The sequence below is a fragment of the Aquiflexum gelatinilyticum genome (assembly GCF_024741135.1).
GTDB lineage: Bacteria > Bacteroidota > Bacteroidia > Cytophagales > Cyclobacteriaceae > Cognataquiflexum > Cognataquiflexum gelatinilyticum.
Genome location: NZ_JANSUY010000004.1, coordinates 309,147 through 327,928 on the forward strand (window position 1 = coordinate 309,147; position 18,782 = coordinate 327,928).

Here is an 18,782-nt window from a genome sequence, read left to right on the forward strand (position 1 = left end):
AGATTTTGATATCCCCGATAATTAGAAAGCGATAAAGTGAAATGCAATTCTGATTTAAAAAAAAATGATTTCGAAGTCAAAAATGCGAAAAAAAGCACCTATTGATAAATTTTTTAAATGAAAGGATACACTTCCTAAAGGACAAAAAAAGAGACAATCCGATATTTGCTGACTAATCGCGAGTGTCTCAATAATTAAATAGCCCAAATATAAATGATGCTGTAGGAGAAGGATTCGAACCTCCACGGAGAAGTTAGGCAACAAAAGAGCTCTTTGTGTGCTTTGTCCAATCCTGATAAGAATCAGGTACTCCACCCCCGAGACAGGAGGGCATGTCTGCCAGTTTCAACATCCTACAAGATGTAATTTTTCAAAGCCCTTTGCTTTGTAGCGGGTCAAAATTAACAAACCGATCCATTTATTAAAATTAATTTAAATAAATATACGTTTTTTTATATTTTATTTAAAATTAAATATAAATAATTACCAATTGAACAATCTTGAAGCGATTTATTCGATTTTATTGAAGAATCTTTAACGGCCTAAAAATCAAAAAAGCTGTGAAACAAAATCTCACAGCTTTAGTCAATTAACAATAAACCCAAAATAACCAGATGTAGGAGAAGGATTCGAACCTCCGGGGAAATCCCCACCACTCTTTCAATCCTACAATACAACTGGACTTTTTTCCAATTGATTACATGACAAAATTAACACCTAATCTGATTCTTTAATAATAATATAAATATTTAGCTAAAAATTTACAGTATATTTATTTTAAGATACATTTTTTAATCATTCATTAATCTACATCGATTGCGGAAACCAGTTTTTTGAATACTTGATAATGGGTTTTGGGTTTCCAACCAACCAATTATTAAATTTTCATGTAATTACCGTCCACTTTTATAATTTTTTTACCCAACCTCTTCCACTTCAAACATAATGACTCCATATTTTTCTTCCGGATTTTAGTCAAATCGTCAAGCTTAAAATCAAATTATGCAAGGAAAAGGCAAATTAAGTCCCTCCAAAACAGGACAATAGTGAAAAATTACTCTTCATATTTGACATAGTTCTCCCATTTTTCAAGAACAGCCGAAAAATCTGCAGGAAGCGGGGTTTCGAAGTAAATCCTGTTTTTGGTCACGGGATGGATAAATCCCAAGGACATCGCATGCAAAGCCTGCCTTGGCATGAGGTCAAAGCAATTTTGGATAAACATTTTGTATTTCGAAAACTGCGTCCCTTTTCGGATTTTGTCTCCACCATACATGGCATCATTGAATAAAGGGTGACCCAAATATTTCATATGGGCGCGGATTTGATGGGTACGGCCTGTTTCCAGGTTACATTGCACCAAGGTCACATAGCGCAGCCTTTTGATCACTTTCCAATGGGTTACCGCATGCTTTCCCTGAGAACCATCAGGAAAAGTGTCCATCACTTTTCGGTCCTTGGCACTCCTACCCACATTGGCGATGATAGTCCCTTGGTCCTCCTCAGGTTCTCCCCATACCAAAGCCAAGTAGGTCCTGTCTATATCATGGTTAAAAAACTGCTTGGCAAGATCTGTCATGGTAGTTTCAGATTTTGCAATCACAAGCAATCCGGAAGTGTCTTTATCTATCCGGTGGACCAATCCAGGCCTACCAGAATTACCAGGCATGGTAGGTAGTTGGTTAAAATGGTAAACCAAAGCATTGACCAAAGTTCCTGTCCAATTGCCATGAGCAGGATGGACGACCATCCCAGGAGGTTTGTTGATAATCATCAGGTACTCATCTTCGAATACAATGTCCAAAGGAATATCCTCCGGAATGACCTCAGTGTCCCGAGGCGGTTTTTCAAGAAAAACCTTGATTTCATCCAAAGGCTTAACCTTATAATTTGCCTTGGTTGGATTCCCATTGATCTGAACAAAACCTGCGTCTATTGCATTCTGAACCCTGTTTCGGGTGGCATTTGACAACCTGTCAGTTAAAAATTTATCTACCCTAGTCGGGGTCTGGCCTTTGTCAATCGTAAAACTAAAGTGCTCAAAGAGTTCTACTTCCAACTCTTCCTCATCAAAATTATCCTGATCCATCATGTCTGCCATCCTGCAAAAATAAGGGCATTTGCCAAAGATTTGGTTATTTGCAGGAATATTGAAAAAACATTGCTTCTCCCAAATCCCATATCAACCCAAGAAATTCATCTACCTCTCCTTGAGGAAAATGGAATCAGGCTTTCAATCAAGAGGTTGGATCAGGTCCATAACCTCGTATCCGGGAACAAATTCTATAAACTGAAATACAACCTTGAAGAAGCCCAAAAGTCGGGATTTTCCACCGTGTTGACTTTTGGAGGGGCATTTTCCAACCACATCCATGCAACAGCCGCAGCAGCAAGAGTTGAAGGATTCAAATCAATTGGAATCATCCGAGGCGAAGAAACAATCCCTTCGAACCCAACCCTATCTTTTGCAAAGTCGGAAGGCATGCAACTCGACTTTATAAACAGGGAGGATTATAGAAAAAAGGCAGAAGATTCATTTATTGAAAAACTGAAAGAAAAATTCGGGTTTTTTTATCTGATCCCCGAGGGAGGAACAAATTCCTTGGCGATAAAAGGAACAAAGGAAATCTTGGGAAAGGAAGATGCAGAATTTACCCACATTGGCTGTTCTATCGGAACAGGAGGAACTTTCGCAGGTTTGGCAGAAAGTATACTGTCTCACCAACATTTGTTGGGATTTTCTTCCTTGAAAGGGGATTTTATCCATTCGGAAACAAATCACCTGCTAGAGGAAAACCTCATCAATCCTTTAGGGAAATACAGCATTTTTGACGCATACCATTTTGGGGGATATGGAAAGTCAGGAGCTGAACTGCTTGATTTTATAAAATGGTTTTATTCGGAGACCCAAATTCCTTTGGACCCTATTTACACAGGAAAGATGATGTTTGGGATTATTGACCTGATCAGAAAGGATTTTTTTGAGAAAGGATCCCATATTTTGGCTATTCATTCAGGAGGCTTGCAAGGGATCGCAGGATTTAACCAACGGCTGGGCACTTCCTTGCCCCTATGATTCTTTGAGTATAAAAATGTCTTCTTTCTCTTGGGGGACGATTTTGATGACATTGGCCAAAACAAGCCTGACCAAAGTTTTTGATGCCAAAAATCTAGGTAATTTGGCCAAAAACTGAAATTCATTCAAAGTGATTTTTTCTTTTTCTCCTAGGAATTTCATCAGGATATTCTCCTTATCCCCATAAGTGAAAACCATATCTTTTGGGTTTTTCCCTCTTTTCAATATCTCCCACATTTCCTTGCTTGCCTGGATACTGCGGTCTTTGACCCTGACAAAGGCTTTTCTCCTATTCTCTTCCATCAAAAAATGTGGGCGATCCGCGGATTTTGGAATGCTAAAAACAGCAACTCCCTTTTTGGGATTGAGTTTGATAATCTCCACTTGATACTCCAACTTGGGCTGAAGGTGTTGTGCTATAGCTTTTTGCATCACAAAAACTTCCTCTTCAATAAACCGCTGTCCACTTACTGTCCCATCATCATCAACACCAATCAATAAATATCCTCCTTCAGTATTAGCCAATGCAATGATTTCCCTGACGATTTTTTCAGGAAAAGCAGCTTTTTTCTTGAACTCTACCTTCAAGCCTTCTCCTTGTTGGGCAATTTTATGGATTTCTTGGAGGGTCATTTAAGAAGTGGGAAGTTGGAAGTACGAAGTGAGATAAGTTGTAATTGTTGTTGTGGTTTTAATTGTTGTCTGCTTCGCAATGTCTGGTTGTCAAGTTATAGGGATACCCCGATCTTGGTACTTGGTACATTGTACTTGGTTCAAAAATCCGAATTTCTGCCTTCGCGTCTCTCGCTTCTAACCTCTAGTCTCTCTCATCAAACTCCCCTATTCAGATCATCTAACCTGTTTTTCATTCCCTGCCATTCATCTCTCAGTCTTGCAGCTTCCATAAAGTTGAGTTCTTTGGCTGCTTTTTCCATCTGCTTTTGGGTTTGGGTAATGAGTTTTTCCAATTTGTCCTTACTGAGATATTGTACTAGTGGATCGGCTGCAATCAATGATGGAGAATCGATGGAATCTTCGTATAGTTTTGCATTTCGTTTGTTATCGGCCACGGTGGTTTGACCCATGATTTTTTCTTTCGATTTTTTAATGGTTTTGGGGACAATCCCATGCTCAGTATTGTAGGCAATCTGAAGGCTTCTTCTCCTTTTGGTTTCATCAATAGCAAGCTGCATGGAGTCAGTGACTTTATCAGCATACATGATTACTTTGCCATTTTCATTCCTTGCTGCCCTTCCGATGGTCTGTACCAAACTCCTTTCATTCCTTAGGAAGCCCTCTTTGTCTGCATCCAAAATCGCCACCAAAGACACTTCAGGCAAATCCAATCCTTCTCTCAACAAATTCACACCGACCAACACATCAAAAATCCCAAGACGCAATTCTCGCAAGATCTCAACTCGATCCAGTGGTTTGACCTCAGAGTGAATGTAGCGGCTGTTTACTCCTGCTCTTTCGAGGAATTTCTGAAGTTCTTCGGCCATTCTTTTGGTCAAAGTTGTCACCAAAACCCGGTCACCAGCTTTAATTCGTTCATCTATTTCTTCTAACAGATCATCGATCTGATTGGCACTTGGCTTCACTTCGATGATCGGATCCAACAAACCTGTCGGACGGATAATCTGTTCCACCACAATTCCTTCGGTTTTGGTCAGCTCATAATCCGCCGGCGTGGCGCTGACATAAATTGCCTGGTTGATAAGATTTTCAAACTCATCGAAATTCAAAGGCCTGTTGTCCAATGCCGAAGGCAACCTGAATCCATATTCCACCAGATTCACCTTTCTTGATCGGTCTCCCCCCCACATTCCTCTAACCTGCGGAAGGGTTACATGGCTTTCATCCACGACCAACAAATAATCGTCGGGGAAATAATCAAGAAGACAGAAAGGCCTTGTTCCGGGTTTTCTCCTATCAAAATACCTCGAGTAGTTTTCCACCCCTGAGCAATAGCCCAATTCACGGATCATCTCAAGGTCAAATTCCGTCCTCTCCTTTAATCGCTTAGCCTCGATCAGCTTCATGTCCCGCTCAAAAAAAGCCACCTGAGCCATCATGTCGTCCTGGATTTCGTGGATTGCTGTATCGATTACATCTCTTCCTGTGACAAACAGGTTTGCGGGAAAAATGGAAATGATTTTTTCATCGGATAATTTCTTTCCGGTGGCGGGATCGATCCTTTGGATGGCTTCGATCTCATCTCCCCAAAAGAAAATCCTGTAAGCAAAATCCGCATAGGCAACAAAAATATCCACCGTATCACCTTTTACCCTGAAATTGCCGTGGCTGAGGTCATGATTTACACGGCTGTAAAGTATATCCACCAATTTGAAAAGCAGCTGGTTCCTTGGAATTCTATCACCTTCCTGAAGCCTGATCACATTTTTCCCAAATTCCTCGGGATTTCCGATACCATAAATACAGGAAACCGAGGCAACGACGATAACATCTCTCCGTCCTGACAGCAAAGCCGAAGTGGCGCTTAATCTCAGTTTTTCGATTTCTTCATTGATCGAAAGGTCTTTTTCGATATACGTTCCGCTGGTAGGAATAAAGGCTTCGGGCTGGTAATAATCATAGTAGGATATGAAATACTCTACTGCATTTTCAGGAAAAAATTGTTTGAACTCCCCATAAAGTTGGGCTGCCAAGGTCTTGTTATGACTCAGTACCAAAGTAGGTTTCTGAACTTGCTGGATGACATTGGCCACGGTAAAAGTCTTCCCGGAACCTGTTACACCAAGCAAAACCTGAGATGGCTCGCCGGCATTGACGCCTTGGGTAAGAAGTTCGATGGCTTGCGGCTGGTCACCGGTTGGTTTGTATTCCGAAACTAATTTGAATTCCATTTGATCTCAATTGAAAGTGGATAACAAGTTTCAGGTGGTAAATAGTTTTGATTCCTGAAATTTTATCCTTTCGGATTCAGTCTGAATTTTTCCAGATTATAATACAAGAAATTGGTTCGGAGAATCAGAACCAAAAGCAAAGGCACAATGCTAGGATGAAATGACTGCCAACCAAAAAACCAAAACACCAAACCGACATTTGCCGAAATGAGTGCAAAAAGCAGGTATTTCTTCACCCAAGCAGGAATGGATTTTCTCATTAGCATGAAAGCAAGAATCAAATGTCCGGGGAAAGCCCAAAGGATATTCCAGTTGTATTTGGTCTGGGAATGGAAAGTGAAGAACCAAAGCATGGTTATCAGGAGTCCCAATAAACCCAAAACCGTAAAGAATCCGATATCAAATCCGATGAAAAGCCTTTTCTTTTTGAAGCCAAAATAGGTCAAGGCCATCACGAGAATTGCAAAAACCCACCATAGGATGTATGGGTTGAACAAATCCATTGGGGATTCCCGGTCCGGAAATTCCAAAATCACTTTGTTTTCTTTAACCAAAGGACGTGTAGGACCATCACCGACAATCAAGGCTTTCCCAAAAGCCGCTTCCATATAATCCGGCAGGAACTGTTTTTCCCTTTCTGAAGCATCAACATCGATCACCGAACCCAAGGCCAGGTCAATCCCAAAATCTGCCCAAGGCAAAGGATATACATATTCATCGATCAGGTTTCTGAAAGTTTTTTGTTCAGGGTTTTGCTCTTCGTTCCAGTCAAGCTGTTTTCCCAAAACCCGGTCCATTACATCCCTGATCCTTGTGGCACAATTATCATAGAAAAAATCGTAGCGATAAAACCTGTTTTGCGGCCGATAATTGATCTGGAGAAAATCGACAAGCCTTTCAATCTGTTCGGGGCTGAGATCCAAAACCTGTTCCCTGACATCTCTTTGGTAATAATTATATTCGGCCAAAAACCGCTCATAAGTCGACACGCTCAGCATATAATCCAAAGTCCTTTGTGTGAATTTGACATAAAAATAAGGCGTATTAAAATCAAAAGTGCCGTAATTAAAAACCAAATCCTCCCCTGTAGATTTTTCCAAAACCCTGATGGCACTGTGCCCAAAAGCCGAGTATAGCTGATCTCCAGGATCACAGGTCAAAAGACTGATTTGGTAATCCTGTGCAGAAGCAAAAAAAATAGTCGAATAAATAAACGAATAAGTGAGTAGGAATTTTTTCAATTGAACTGGCATAAAACTAAATTTCATGGATAGGTCAAAACTTTTTCAAATATGGCTTTTTGTAAACGTTATTCCGTCTTTGCCTTTTTAAATTCAACACGAATTTATGGGAATAATCTTGTAATCTGCTTTTTCATATTCTTAAATCCAATCCTTGCTTATGGGCAGATCATCCACGAAATCAACGATTACAGAAGCATAGGCTCAGGAGATTATAACAATCCCGCATTTTGGCAAGTTTGGGATGGGGTGGCTTGGATCGCGGCTAGTGTAAAGCCTGAAAGGAACAATAATATTTTCATTGATCAGGGACATGAAATGAGATTGATTCAAAATGAGGAAGCAAAAAATGTTTATCTATACAGTGCAGCCACACCCGGTCGGAAACTGAATCTTCAGACTTTTGAATTACAGGTTTATGGGGCATTGCGGGCAATAGAAAGATTGGGAGCTGATTTTATTTTGAATAATGTGACAAATGCCTCAACGGATTGGATTTATCCAGAAACAGGCAAAATAGTATTCAGAGGAAGCACAAGAACAGTGGTAGATCGTCCTTCTTGGAGTGCAACAAATACAAACAGCAGGTTTACAGTAGTTTTTAATCCTGATCCCGGAGCAACATTAACAGTAAATTCTGCTTTCAAAGCCAACGCATTTATCATTCAATCAGGAACAGTGATACAAACTGTCAATACCATGGGAATCGCTGCATGCTCAACTTTTTCTTTCAATAATCAAGCTGTTTTTAACGGATCTGGCCCTTATGGAAATTTTGTCATTGAACCAGGGGCTACTTTTATTTCTCAGTGTTATGCACCCTTGGACCAAATAATAAGGAGATCGACATCTATTCCCGCCGCCCTTTTTCATTTAAAACCTGGAGCAAATTTGATTTTATTGGCCAATGACCCTACCATGGATGTTGCGGAATTCCGTTTTGAGGGCAATGTGTATTACCGCTCCAATTCCGGAAACCAGCGCTTAGTCAGGACTACTTTTGCTACTTCAGGAAATCCGAAAACCTACAATAACATCCTTTTTGAAAATCCATCTAACAAACTATTACCGGACTCACTTTTTCTCAACGGGGATTTTGCAAGGTTGACCGGAGGAAATATCCTAGAAAATCCCTCCTACCTCAGGTTTCAGGGGTCAGGGATACAACAGGTGATAGGGTTTGATATGGATATCAACCAATTGGAGGTCAATAAGCCTTCAGGAAGTTTACTTTTCTATGCTGATGTCAAATCCAAAACCAATTTCATCATGAAAAACGGTCAGGTGGATTTCAGTGGATTTGACTTGTATGTGAATACATCAGGAGGGGGATCCTTGTCCTACCAAGGAGGAAAATGGCTCAACCTCAATCATTTGTACTACAATAATATCCCTTCAATTTTGACCACAGAAAATGCCACCTTTCCTTTTGAAGACCTATATCAGGGTGGAACAAGAAAAATTCAGCTACTTGGTAATTCTCCAGGAGGAAATATTTCAGCCCGTTTCTTAGAAATCCCCGGCAGAAATGATGATCCTAATTATGACGATATAGACGGTACACCTATTCTTTATCAACTGAACAGCTATTTTGAATTTTCGGGATTGAGTCCGAGTACTAATCCCATTGAAATGCGAATTTCGGCTGATAATCTTGTAGTAGATGACGTCGATGACTTGAGGATTACAGGCAATGGATTAGCTGCCCAAGGAAACCACCTACCCGGATTAGATCCTTCCTTGCTTTGGGCAAGAAGGGAAATTGAATTCGGTGCGATAAACAACAACACATTTACAGTTGGAAGCTTCCGGCTTCTTTCGGTACTTCCGGTGAATTGGTTGGAAATGAAAGCAGAATTTAACAAAAGGGAAATTAATATATCATGGTCTACAGCCCAAGAATCAAACAACCAAAAATTTTATATTAATCGGTCCATAGGAAACATCGAAAATTTCGAGACTATCGGTGAAATAGCTTCAAAAGGAGATGCTGATGAAATTCAGCACTATCAGTTCTCTTATTTTGAAAAAACAGTTTCCAAGCATGTTTACTTCCAATTGGAGCAGGTGGATTTTGATGGCAAAAAATCTTCCAGCAAGGTATTTAAGCTTGAAGGGAAAAAAGAAAATGATCAAAAAATGAAAGCAACAATTTGGCCCAACCCCTATGAAAGCGGTCCTATCCAAATCGAACTTCCAGAGAAAGTCCATAAGCAGGGATTTTCTGTCAGAATTTCAGATATGAAAGGGCTGCATTTTCTATTTGAGGAATATTCCCAAATACAATTGGAGGAATTTTTGGAAAAGCTCCAACCAGGCGTATACCTTATTGAGTTTGTCTCATTGGAGAAAAAGTATGTATTGAAGCTTATTAAGAAATAAATCCTGATTTTTTGCCATTTGTAAAATTATGGATCCGTGCTAAAGCCGCCATACAGATTAATTTTTTAACTTGTCCGACAAACCCAACTGAAACCTATGACCATATTGTTTGTTTTTGTCAGCATTTTGGTATTGATCTTATTGATTACCTGGCTGAAACTGAATCCGTTTTTGGCATTTTTGATTTCCTCAATATTGGCAGGATTTCTATTGGGAATACCTCCTGAACAAATCGCAGGTTCCATTCAAAAAGGCATTGGCGGATTGCTTGGGGATTTGGTCATCGTCATCGTGATGGGTGCTATGCTGGGCAAGCTGGTAGCTGAAAGCGGTGCAGCACAGAGGATTGCAGACACCCTCATGTCCATTTTTGGAGTAAAAAACGTGACTTGGGCCATGATGCTTACAGGCTTGGTGGTAGGGATCCCGTTATTCTACAATGTGGGTTTCGTGCTTCTCATCCCTTTGGTTTTCTCTGTTTCGTACAGATACAAATTGCCTGCTGTGTATGTTGGCATACCGATGTTGGCAGCCCTTTCGGTTACGCATGGATTTTTGCCCCCACATCCCTCGCCTGCAGCATTGGTTGCTCAGTTTGGGGCCAATATGGGACTTACTCTGGCTTATGGCCTTATCGTCGTCATCCCGACAATCATCATTGCGGGGCCTTTTTTCGCAAGGTTTCTAAAAAGTATAGATGCCAAACCACTGTCTACTTTTCAGGCAAAACCAAAAGAAGAAAAAGACCTTCCCGGCACATTCAACAGCTTTTTCTCAGCGCTATTCCCGGTTTTCCTTTTGGTAGGTACTACCATTATCGGCTTACAGATGTCTCCGGACAATCCGCTTTTCCCCTATTTCAAATTTGTAGGTGATCCGGGAATGGTGATGTTGATTTCTTTGTTGGTAGCTACTTTTACATTGGGGATAAAAATGAATTTTAAAGTTCCTCAGTTGATGGATCTCTATGTCGTAGCTGCGAAAGACGTCGCCATGATTTTGTTGATCATTGCAGGGGCGGGGGCATTAAAGCAGGTCCTGATGGACTCCGGAGTCAGTCAGACCATTGCAGATTCCTTGCAGGGATGGGATGTACATCCTCTGATTTTGGCTTGGTCGATCACTGCCATCATCCGGGTTTGCGTAGGCTCAGCGACTGTCGCCGGTCTCACTACTGCAGGAATCATTGCACCCATGGTCAGTGGGGGAAATGTTGATCCAAATTTGTTGGTATTGGCGATCGGAGCAGGAAGTCTAATGTTTTCGCATTTCAACGATGCCGGTTTTTGGCTGTATAAAGAATACTTCAATGTCAGCGTCAAAGATACCATCAAATCCTGGTCCCTGATGGAAACCATTGTGGCGATTGTGGGTTTGGGAGGGGTATTGATCTTGGATGTTTTTATTTGAAATATGCTTCGCGATATTTAATTGATATATGCTTTGCGATACATGGTTGATGTAAATGGATATAGGTCCTGAATCAAATGCTATTCGGGGTTTCGTCCCATTAAAATTTCATCAATATCCTAATGATTATAAAAAATGATTGATCGTAATCAAACCTCAAGGCCCAAACCTATTTCAATTTATTTCTACCTTATTTCAACTTTATTTCTATTCCCATTCTTGATACTTGATACTAAAATCTTGATACTAATAAAATGAAAACCCCTGAAGAAAACTTTGCCGCATTAGGCCTGAATTTACCTCCCCCTCCAAAGCCTCTTGGTGTATATAAGCCCTGTTTGGTTGATGGAAAATACCTGTATCTTTCAGGACATGGTACCGTTCAGGAAGACGGAACCCTTATCATCGGCCGTGTAGGAAAAGACATGGATATGGAGGAAGGGAAAATTGCAGCAAGACAAGTTGGCCTCGCCATGTTGGCCACGATTAAAGCCAATATCGGTTCGCTCAATAAAGTCAAACGCGTCATCAAAGTATTGGGAATGGTGAACTGTACTCAAGATTTTGAAAGACATCCATATGTCATAAACGGCTGCAGTGAATTGTTTGCAGCTGTTTGGGGAACTGAAAACGGCATCGGCGTAAGAAGTGCTGTAGGATTTGGTTCTTTGCCGGATAATATTCCTGTAGAGATTGAGGCACTTTTTGAATTGGAATAAATATTTTGATATATGCTTTGCGAAATAAATGGATATATACTTCGTGAAATACCTTGAAATATGCTGCACGATATTTTGTTGATATAAATGGATATAGGCCCTAATTCAAACGCTATTTGAAGTTTTTTGCTCATTGAAATTCAATAATACTTTAAATTAGAAAAAATGATTGGTCGTTTTCAAACCTTAAGACCCAAACCTATTTCAATTTATTTCTACCTTATTTCCATTGTATTTCAATAATATTCCCATTGTATTTCCATAGTATTTCTATTAATTATAAAAATGTTCACAATAGACGCCCACCTCGATCTCAGCATGAATGCCCTTGAATGGAACAGGGACCTCACAAAATCTATATCGGAGATCAATTCTCGGGAGAAAGGTTTGAAAGATAAGCCCGATCGGGGAAATGCTGTGGTTTCACTTCCTGAACTTCGAAAAGGAAATATAGGATTGATAGTTGCCACACAGATTGCTAGGTATGTTGCAAAAGGCAATCCTTTACCGGGATGGCACTCACCGGAGCAGGCATGGGCACAGACTCAAGGTCAGTTGGCATGGTACAAAGCCATGGAGGCTACAGGAGAAATGACTCAAATCAAAGATCTTGACAGTTTGGAAAAACACCTCCACCTCTGGCTATATGAACTTCCTTGGACTACCAAACCCATCGGCTATATTCTTTCTCTTGAAGGCGCAGATTCGATCGTAAAAGTCAATTATCTAGAAAAAGCTTATGAATCGGGCCTTCGGGCTTTGGGTCCGGCACATTATGGGCCCGGCAGATATGCCAATGGTACAGATGCTACAGGTGGATTGGAAAAGAACGGAAGGGAACTGCTCAAAGAAATGGAGCGGTTGAATATTATTCTGGACGCTACCCACCTTTGCGATGACAGCTTTTGGGAAGCTTTGGATCATTTCAATGGGCATGTATGGGCAAGCCATAATAATTGTAGGACTTTGGTCAATCATAACAGACAGTTTTCGGATGATCAGATCAAAGCATTGATTGAAAGGGGGGCAGTCATCGGTGGTGCTTTGGATGCCTGGATGATGGTACCAAACTGGGTGAGAGGAAAGTCAAATCCAAAAGAAATGGGCTGTAACCTGGAAAAGATGATTGACCACATGGATCATATTTGTCAAATTGCCGGAAATGCCAACCATATAGGAATTGGATCCGATCTGGATGGAGCATTTGGCAGAGAACAATGTCCCTATGATGTGGAAAGCATTGCCGACCTCCAAAATCTTACAGGATTGCTATCCAAAAGAGGATATTCTGCTCAGGACATAGAAAAAGTCATGTTTGGCAATTGGCTTGGATTTTTAAGAAAAGCTTGGTCATAATAGCTTTTTGAATTATTTTCTGATTTGGAAAAAAGCTAATTGGTCCAAAACCCAATTTATTTCAGGACATAAGTAGCCAAAACCTTTTGTACCTCATAGACATTGACAGATTTTGAGAATTGTTTTTTGATGCTTGGTTCCTGTTCGCTTGAAACCCAGATTTTCAATTCGGCATCTAAATCAAATGTCCCAGTAGTCTCCACACTGAATCTTGAAATGCTTTTGTAGGAAATCGACTTGTATTCCACCTTGCTTCCTGTGACTCCTTGTTTTTCTATCAAAATTAATCGCTTGGTTGTAAAAATAAATACATCTCTGATAAGTTTGAAGCCCATTTCAATTTCCTCACCATCGATCAGTAATCTCCCATAATCTTTGATAAGATCCTCTTTATGTGCATGACCTGCATTGCCTAATATTGCTGAAAATAATCCCATGTTTTTCCCTTTTTCCTTGATTAGGATTCTGTTTACAAGAATAGAAAAAAAATTGTTTTAAACATTTCATTTTTAAGAATGCCAATGAAAAAATTGAGCTTGAATAGAGAAAAATCAGGTTGAATTTTTTTGAACTTTAAAAGTTTCGAGATAAAAAAAATGTCAAAAATACATTTAAATAATTTTAATTAAATTTATTCTAATTTAAATGTAATTAAATTATTTATTACATATTATATTTTCATTCATTATTGATAATTATCATATTATTAAGCTTTGGTAACCGAAATAATCTTTGGCTAAAGCTTTATTTTTAAAAAGAATGTGGTATTAAATTTGCCATAAGCAAATCTATTGTTGCAAATTGTTGTTTTTAAGAATTTTTAACTTCAAATTAAACTGCATTTTCTATCCTTTCTCTTTTAAAATCCATAATTGAATGATTATTGAAATGAAAAAAGATAGGGAAGCATCAATTAAAAAAACAAACAATCAAACCCCATTAACCCATGAAAAAACAATGGAATTTCGTTTTCCTTTTGTTTTGCCTTGTGTGCCTGAATATCCCAAATCTCAGTTTTGCACAGCAAAGTCAAATCACTGGAAAAGTAACGGATGCTGATTCGGGAGAAGGAATCCCGGGAGTCAGTGTTTTGGTAAAGGGCACAACTAGAGGTGCCATTACAGATTTGGATGGGAATTACTCTATAGCGGCTGCCGCTGAGGAAATTCTCGTCTTCTCTTTTATCGGATACGTCACCGCAGAGCAACCTGTAGCTAACAGGTCTGTCATCAATGTTGGATTGGCAGTATCTGTTCAAGCCCTCAACGAAGTAATTGTCGTCGGCTACGGTACCCAAGAAAGAAAGGAAATTACAAGTGCTGTGACTAGTGTCAAGGCTGAGGATTTCAACCAAGGTACAGTAAATGACCCTCGTCAATTGCTCCAGGGAAAAGTTGCAGGTTTAAATATCGCCAGACCAGGTGGCAATCCTAACGCCGGTTTCAACATGCGTTTAAGAGGTATCTCTTCAATTGGAGAAAATGCCGAGCCACTTGTTGTAATTGATGGTGTGATCGGTGGTTCTTTGAGTACCGTGGATCCAAATGACATCGAGTCAATGGATGTGCTAAAAGATGGATCCGCAGCTGCTATCTATGGTACTAGGGGTTCAGCCGGTGTTATCTTGGTCACCACCAAAACCGGAAAAACCGGAAGAACAGTTGTTGAATTCAACAGTAGTGCTGCCGTAGAAAATGTCGCAAGAACCATCAGTGTGATGAATGCTGATGAATACCGACAGGTTCCTAATTCAAGAGACATTGGAGGAGACACAGACTGGATGGATGAAGTTACCAACACAGGATTAAGCTTTATCAATAACCTTTCTCTTGGAGGTGGCAGTGCAAGTACTAGCTACAGGGTTTCGATCAACTCAAGGAATGTAAATGGTGTAGGTATCAATTCAGGTTTTGACCAATTGAATGCAAGGATCAATTTGACCCAAAAAGCATTAAAGGACAAAGCCATCTTTACAGTAAACGTTTCCAATACTTCTATAGACAGGGAATTTGGTAACGAAAACTCCTTCAGATATGCGATCATAAGTAACCCAACTGTACCTGTTAGGGATCCGAACCCACAGAGTCCAAATTTTGGAGGTTATTATGAGCGGGATATTTTCGATTGGTTCAACCCTGTTTCCATCGCAGAACAGAATATTGCAGATGGACGAGATAGCAGACTTCTTGCAAGTATTCGTGGTGAGTATAATTTCACCAGCAAATTTAGAGGTGCAGTATTCTATGCCAGCCAGAGAGAAACAGACTGGAGAGGATCTTATTCTCCTAAGACTGCGAAATTTGGAGGAGGTTTTGGACGAAATGGCTTAGCTACAATAGAAAATAATGTGAGGCTAAATGACCTCTTTGAAACCACTTTAAATTATGATGAAACTGTGGGTAAAGTCGGAATGGCTTTCTTGGCAGGTTATTCTTTTCAGGAGTTTTTCAATCAGGGTAACTACACTCAAGCAGGAAATTTCTTGACAGATGCATTTACTTATAACAATATCGGTGCAGCACTTGATTTTGCCAATGGTTTGGCAACAGTTTCAAGTTATGCAAACTCAAACAGATTGGTGGCATTCTTTGGCCGTGCCAACTTCAACATTGAAGATACTTACCTTTTGTCCGTCAGTGCAAGGTATGAAGGATCATCAAGATTTGGAGAGAACAACAAATGGGGTCTGTTCCCAGCGATCAGTGCGGGAGTTAATATTGCTAACTTGATTGACATGACAGGCGTAAGTGCCATGAAATTCAGGGCAAGTTACGGTAGAACAGGTACACAGCCAGGTCAATCCTACATTTCATTATTGAGATTTGGCCGTTCAGGTAATTTCTTTTACAACGGACAATTCGTACCATCCTATGGACCTGTATCCAATGAAAATCCAGATTTAGCATGGGAAACCAAAGACGAATACAATGTGGGTTTGGACTTTGTAATTCTGAACAACAAATTGGATGGTACCATTGATTACTACTCAAGGGTTACCACAGGAATGATTCTTCCCATTATTGTTCCTGTCCCCCCAAATCTTTTCAACACAACCCAACTGAACATCGGAGAATTGCAGAATTCAGGTCTTGAAGTCATGTTGAATTACAAGGCTATCCAAAAATCTGATTTCAGATGGACTACAGGTGTTAACTTCTCTACCCTTAGTACAAACCTGAGGAGCTTGTCTGCCGGAAATCTGAGCTTTGGAACTGTTAATTATCGTGGCAATTTTGGTTCTCCCGGACAAAACCTTACCCAATTGATAAGAATCCAGGAAAATGGCCCACTCGGCCAAATATGGGGACCAATCCAAGAGGGGGTAAGTGATACAGGTGCTCCAATCATGAAAGTAATCAATGGTACTGCTGTTGACGCCAACGGTAATCCTGTTTATTGTAACTGTAATGATGACAGAACCCAATTGGGAACCGCTTATCCCACTTTGAATTTTGGTTTCAATAACACCTTTAACTATAAGAACTGGGATTTGAACTTCTTCTTCAGAGGATCAATTGGACATTCTTTGATCAATAGCTACAGAGGTTTTTATGAAAACACTGAAAGCACAACTGTTCAAAACTGGAATATTGTAAACACCAAATATTTCGATCCAAAAATCACCAAAGCAGAATATAACAGCACTCACGTAGAAAAAGCTGACTTTGTGGTATTGGATAACGCAACACTTGGTTATAACTTTAATTTGGGTCCAGGTAGAACAATCGGAAGAATCAGAACTTTCCTCTCTGTTCAAAATCCGTTTATGATCACCGGATATACCGGTGTAGATCCTGAGGTAAGATATGGTGATTCTGAATCAGGCAATGATCCGCTTGCTCCAGGTATCGAGCGTAGAGCGACTTATTTCACTACCACGATCACTACTTTCGGCCTTAATTTAAGTTTCTAAGCTAAAACATAAGATATCATGAAAAAATTAATCAATATAAGATACTTCTTGATTGGCCTGGGAATGAGTTATTTCGCTTCATCATGTGTCGATTTAGAAGAGGAAGTTTTTAGCGAGGTCACAGCCGATAACTTCTTCAAAACAGAGGAAGAATTTATTTCGGCTTTGGGTCAAGCTTATAGTTCATTAGGAGGATTAGGTAACCACTCAGGCCTATGGTCTATCAATGAAATTGCTTCTGATGAGATTGTTGTTTCTCACAAAGGTGGTGACTGGTTTGACGGAGGGGTGCTATTGCAACTGCACCAACATGAATTCCAACCTGACAATCCCTTTTTCCAAAATTCTTGGACGTTCTTGTTTTCCGGAATCAACACCTGTAATAGGCTTATTTACTCATTTGAAGTTCTTGATAATCCAAATTCCCCTGCATTTGTTGCAGAATTGAGGGCATTAAGAGCATTGTACTATTATTGGGCAATGGATGCATTTGGAAATGTTCCTATAGTAACAAATTTCATAGATGAAGAAGCCCCTGCCACCAAATCAAGGAAAGAGGTTTATGATTTTATCTTGGCTGAGCTCAACGAAATCATTCCTTTGCTTCCTGTAGCAAAAGATGCTACTACTTATGGCAGAATGACCAAATGGAGTGCCTTGATGATCAGAATGAAGCTTTACCAAAATGCAGAAGTATATACCGGTACTGCACAATGGGCATTAGCAGCTGCTGATGCTTCTGAAATCATCAACAGCGGCCCTTACAGCTTGATGCCATCATACAGGGATAACTTTGCCATCAACAACAGCCAATCGACCGAAAACATTTTCGTTTATCCCTATGACAAGGTTTTCGCTAGAGGATTCAACTGGGTAATGATGACGCTTCACATTGTCAGCCAATCAACCTTTAACCTCACCCAACAGCCTTGGAATGGATATCAGACTGTAGAAGAATTTTATAATTCCTATGTAGATCCTGTTAAAAACCCCGGGGTTCAAGGTCCAGTTTGGACAGGTTTGGCTTTGGCCCAAACCACAGGGACAAGAGATGGAAGGTTGAGTAATTTCTTGGTTGGTCCACAAACTCGTGCAGATGGATCTACTTTGGTTGATCCTGGAGTAGAACCTACTGACCCAACAGGAAGAAACGGTGATCCTAATGGTCCGCCACTTACTTTCATGCCATATCTCAACGAAATATCTCCAGGAGGTCTACGTCAAGCAGGTGCAAGGATAGCAAAATATGAATTTGAAAGAGGCGGAACAGACAACATGAGTAATGATTTCGTCGTGTTTAGGCTTTCTGATGTGATTCTTTCTTTGGCAGAAGCAAGATTCAGATTGGGACAAACTTCAGAAGCATTGGCTTTAGTCAACCAGATCAGAGCCAGGGCGGGTAATCTTGATCCTTTCACTACACTGACAGATGAAAATCTTTTGGCAGAACGAGGCAGAGAAATGTACGTGGAGATGACCAGAAGACAGGACTTGATCAGATTCAAAAAGTATGGAGATGCATGGTGGCCTTTTGCAGGTATGAACAGACCAAAAAGAGTACATACTCCGGGTAGCTTCTTGGAATTGTTCCCGATTCCGGCACCTCAGCTTCTTGCCAACCCAAAATTGGTGCAAAATCCAGGATACAATTAATTAGGGTTTGATATATTATTAAAAAGCAGGCTGAAGATTTATTTCAGCTTGCTTTTTTTTTATTTTATTCTCCAAAATTCTTTCAAATAGGATTGAAGAATAGATTCAAATTCATTTAATTTTAACTCGAAAATAAAGAAACAGGCTAATCTTGTCTGGAAAATT

General features: G+C 40.1%; 12 protein-coding genes. 7 read left to right on the forward strand and 5 right to left on the reverse strand.

The window, feature by feature from the left end; all coding sequences use genetic code 11:
* Nucleotides 1-1,054: 1,054 nt before the first annotated feature.
* The gene (locus NU887_RS09085; RefSeq protein ID WP_258423043.1) at nucleotides 1,055-2,101 is read right to left on the reverse strand and encodes an RluA family pseudouridine synthase; all 1,047 of its coding nucleotides are present in this window, start codon (nucleotides 2,099-2,101) and stop codon (nucleotides 1,055-1,057) included.
* On the opposite strand from NU887_RS09085, the gene NU887_RS09090 reads away from it, so the two are divergent.
* A complete protein-coding gene (locus tag NU887_RS09090) occupies nucleotides 2,036-3,076 on the forward strand; it encodes a 1-aminocyclopropane-1-carboxylate deaminase/D-cysteine desulfhydrase (protein WP_338021195.1) in 1,041 nt (346 codons plus the stop codon). The two genes, NU887_RS09085 and NU887_RS09090, sit on opposite strands and share 66 nt — an antisense overlap.
* Here the strand turns inward: NU887_RS09090 and NU887_RS09095 are convergent.
* The 3 genes from NU887_RS09095 to NU887_RS09105 form a co-directional block, all read right to left on the reverse strand.
* Entirely contained in the window at nucleotides 3,071-3,709 is a 639-nt protein-coding gene (locus NU887_RS09095) for an AlbA family DNA-binding domain-containing protein (protein ID WP_258423044.1), read from the reverse strand. The genes NU887_RS09090 and NU887_RS09095 overlap by 6 nt on opposite strands.
* A 197-nt stretch (nucleotides 3,710-3,906) precedes the next feature.
* Entirely contained in the window at nucleotides 3,907-5,943 is a 2,037-nt protein-coding gene (gene uvrB / locus NU887_RS09100) for an excinuclease ABC subunit UvrB (RefSeq protein ID WP_258423045.1), read from the reverse strand.
* A gap of 62 nt (nucleotides 5,944-6,005) precedes the next feature.
* Nucleotides 6,006-7,196, reverse strand: a complete 1,191-nt coding sequence (locus tag NU887_RS09105; protein WP_258423046.1) for an Lnb N-terminal periplasmic domain-containing protein — start codon at nucleotides 7,194-7,196, stop codon at nucleotides 6,006-6,008.
* A 39-nt stretch (nucleotides 7,197-7,235) separates the two neighbouring features.
* Between NU887_RS09105 and NU887_RS09110 the strand changes: the two genes are divergently transcribed.
* The 4 genes from NU887_RS09110 (at nucleotide 7,236) to NU887_RS09125 (ending at nucleotide 13,051) form a co-directional block, all read left to right on the forward strand.
* A complete protein-coding gene (locus NU887_RS09110; protein WP_258423047.1) occupies nucleotides 7,236-9,566 on the forward strand; it encodes a T9SS type A sorting domain-containing protein in 2,331 nt (776 codons plus the stop codon).
* Between the two features lie 96 nt (nucleotides 9,567-9,662).
* Nucleotides 9,663-10,976, forward strand: a complete 1,314-nt coding sequence (locus NU887_RS09115; RefSeq protein ID WP_258423048.1) for a GntP family permease — start codon at nucleotides 9,663-9,665, stop codon at nucleotides 10,974-10,976.
* Between the two features lie 254 nt (nucleotides 10,977-11,230).
* Nucleotides 11,231-11,695, forward strand: a complete 465-nt coding sequence (locus NU887_RS09120) for a RidA family protein (RefSeq protein ID WP_258423049.1) — start codon at nucleotides 11,231-11,233, stop codon at nucleotides 11,693-11,695.
* Between the two features lie 285 nt (nucleotides 11,696-11,980).
* Nucleotides 11,981-13,051 (forward strand): dipeptidase, encoded by a 1,071-nt coding sequence (locus NU887_RS09125; RefSeq protein WP_258423050.1) that lies wholly within the window; start codon nucleotides 11,981-11,983, stop codon nucleotides 13,049-13,051.
* A gap of 56 nt (nucleotides 13,052-13,107) precedes the next feature.
* Here NU887_RS09125 and NU887_RS09130 read toward each other — a convergent pair whose 3' ends face one another.
* Complete coding sequence (locus tag NU887_RS09130; protein WP_258423051.1) at nucleotides 13,108-13,488, reverse strand: PH domain-containing protein; 381 nt, start codon at nucleotides 13,486-13,488, stop codon at nucleotides 13,108-13,110.
* 509 nt (nucleotides 13,489-13,997) lie between these two features.
* Here NU887_RS09130 and NU887_RS09135 point away from each other — a divergent pair.
* Both NU887_RS09135 and NU887_RS09140 read left to right on the forward strand, forming a co-directional pair.
* On the forward strand, nucleotides 13,998-16,964 hold the full coding sequence (locus NU887_RS09135; RefSeq protein WP_258423052.1) for a SusC/RagA family TonB-linked outer membrane protein: 2,967 nt from the start codon (nucleotides 13,998-14,000) through the stop codon (nucleotides 16,962-16,964).
* Between the two features lie 18 nt (nucleotides 16,965-16,982).
* Complete coding sequence (locus NU887_RS09140) at nucleotides 16,983-18,617, forward strand: RagB/SusD family nutrient uptake outer membrane protein (protein ID WP_258423053.1); 1,635 nt, start codon at nucleotides 16,983-16,985, stop codon at nucleotides 18,615-18,617.
* Nucleotides 18,618-18,782 lie beyond the last annotated feature (165 nt).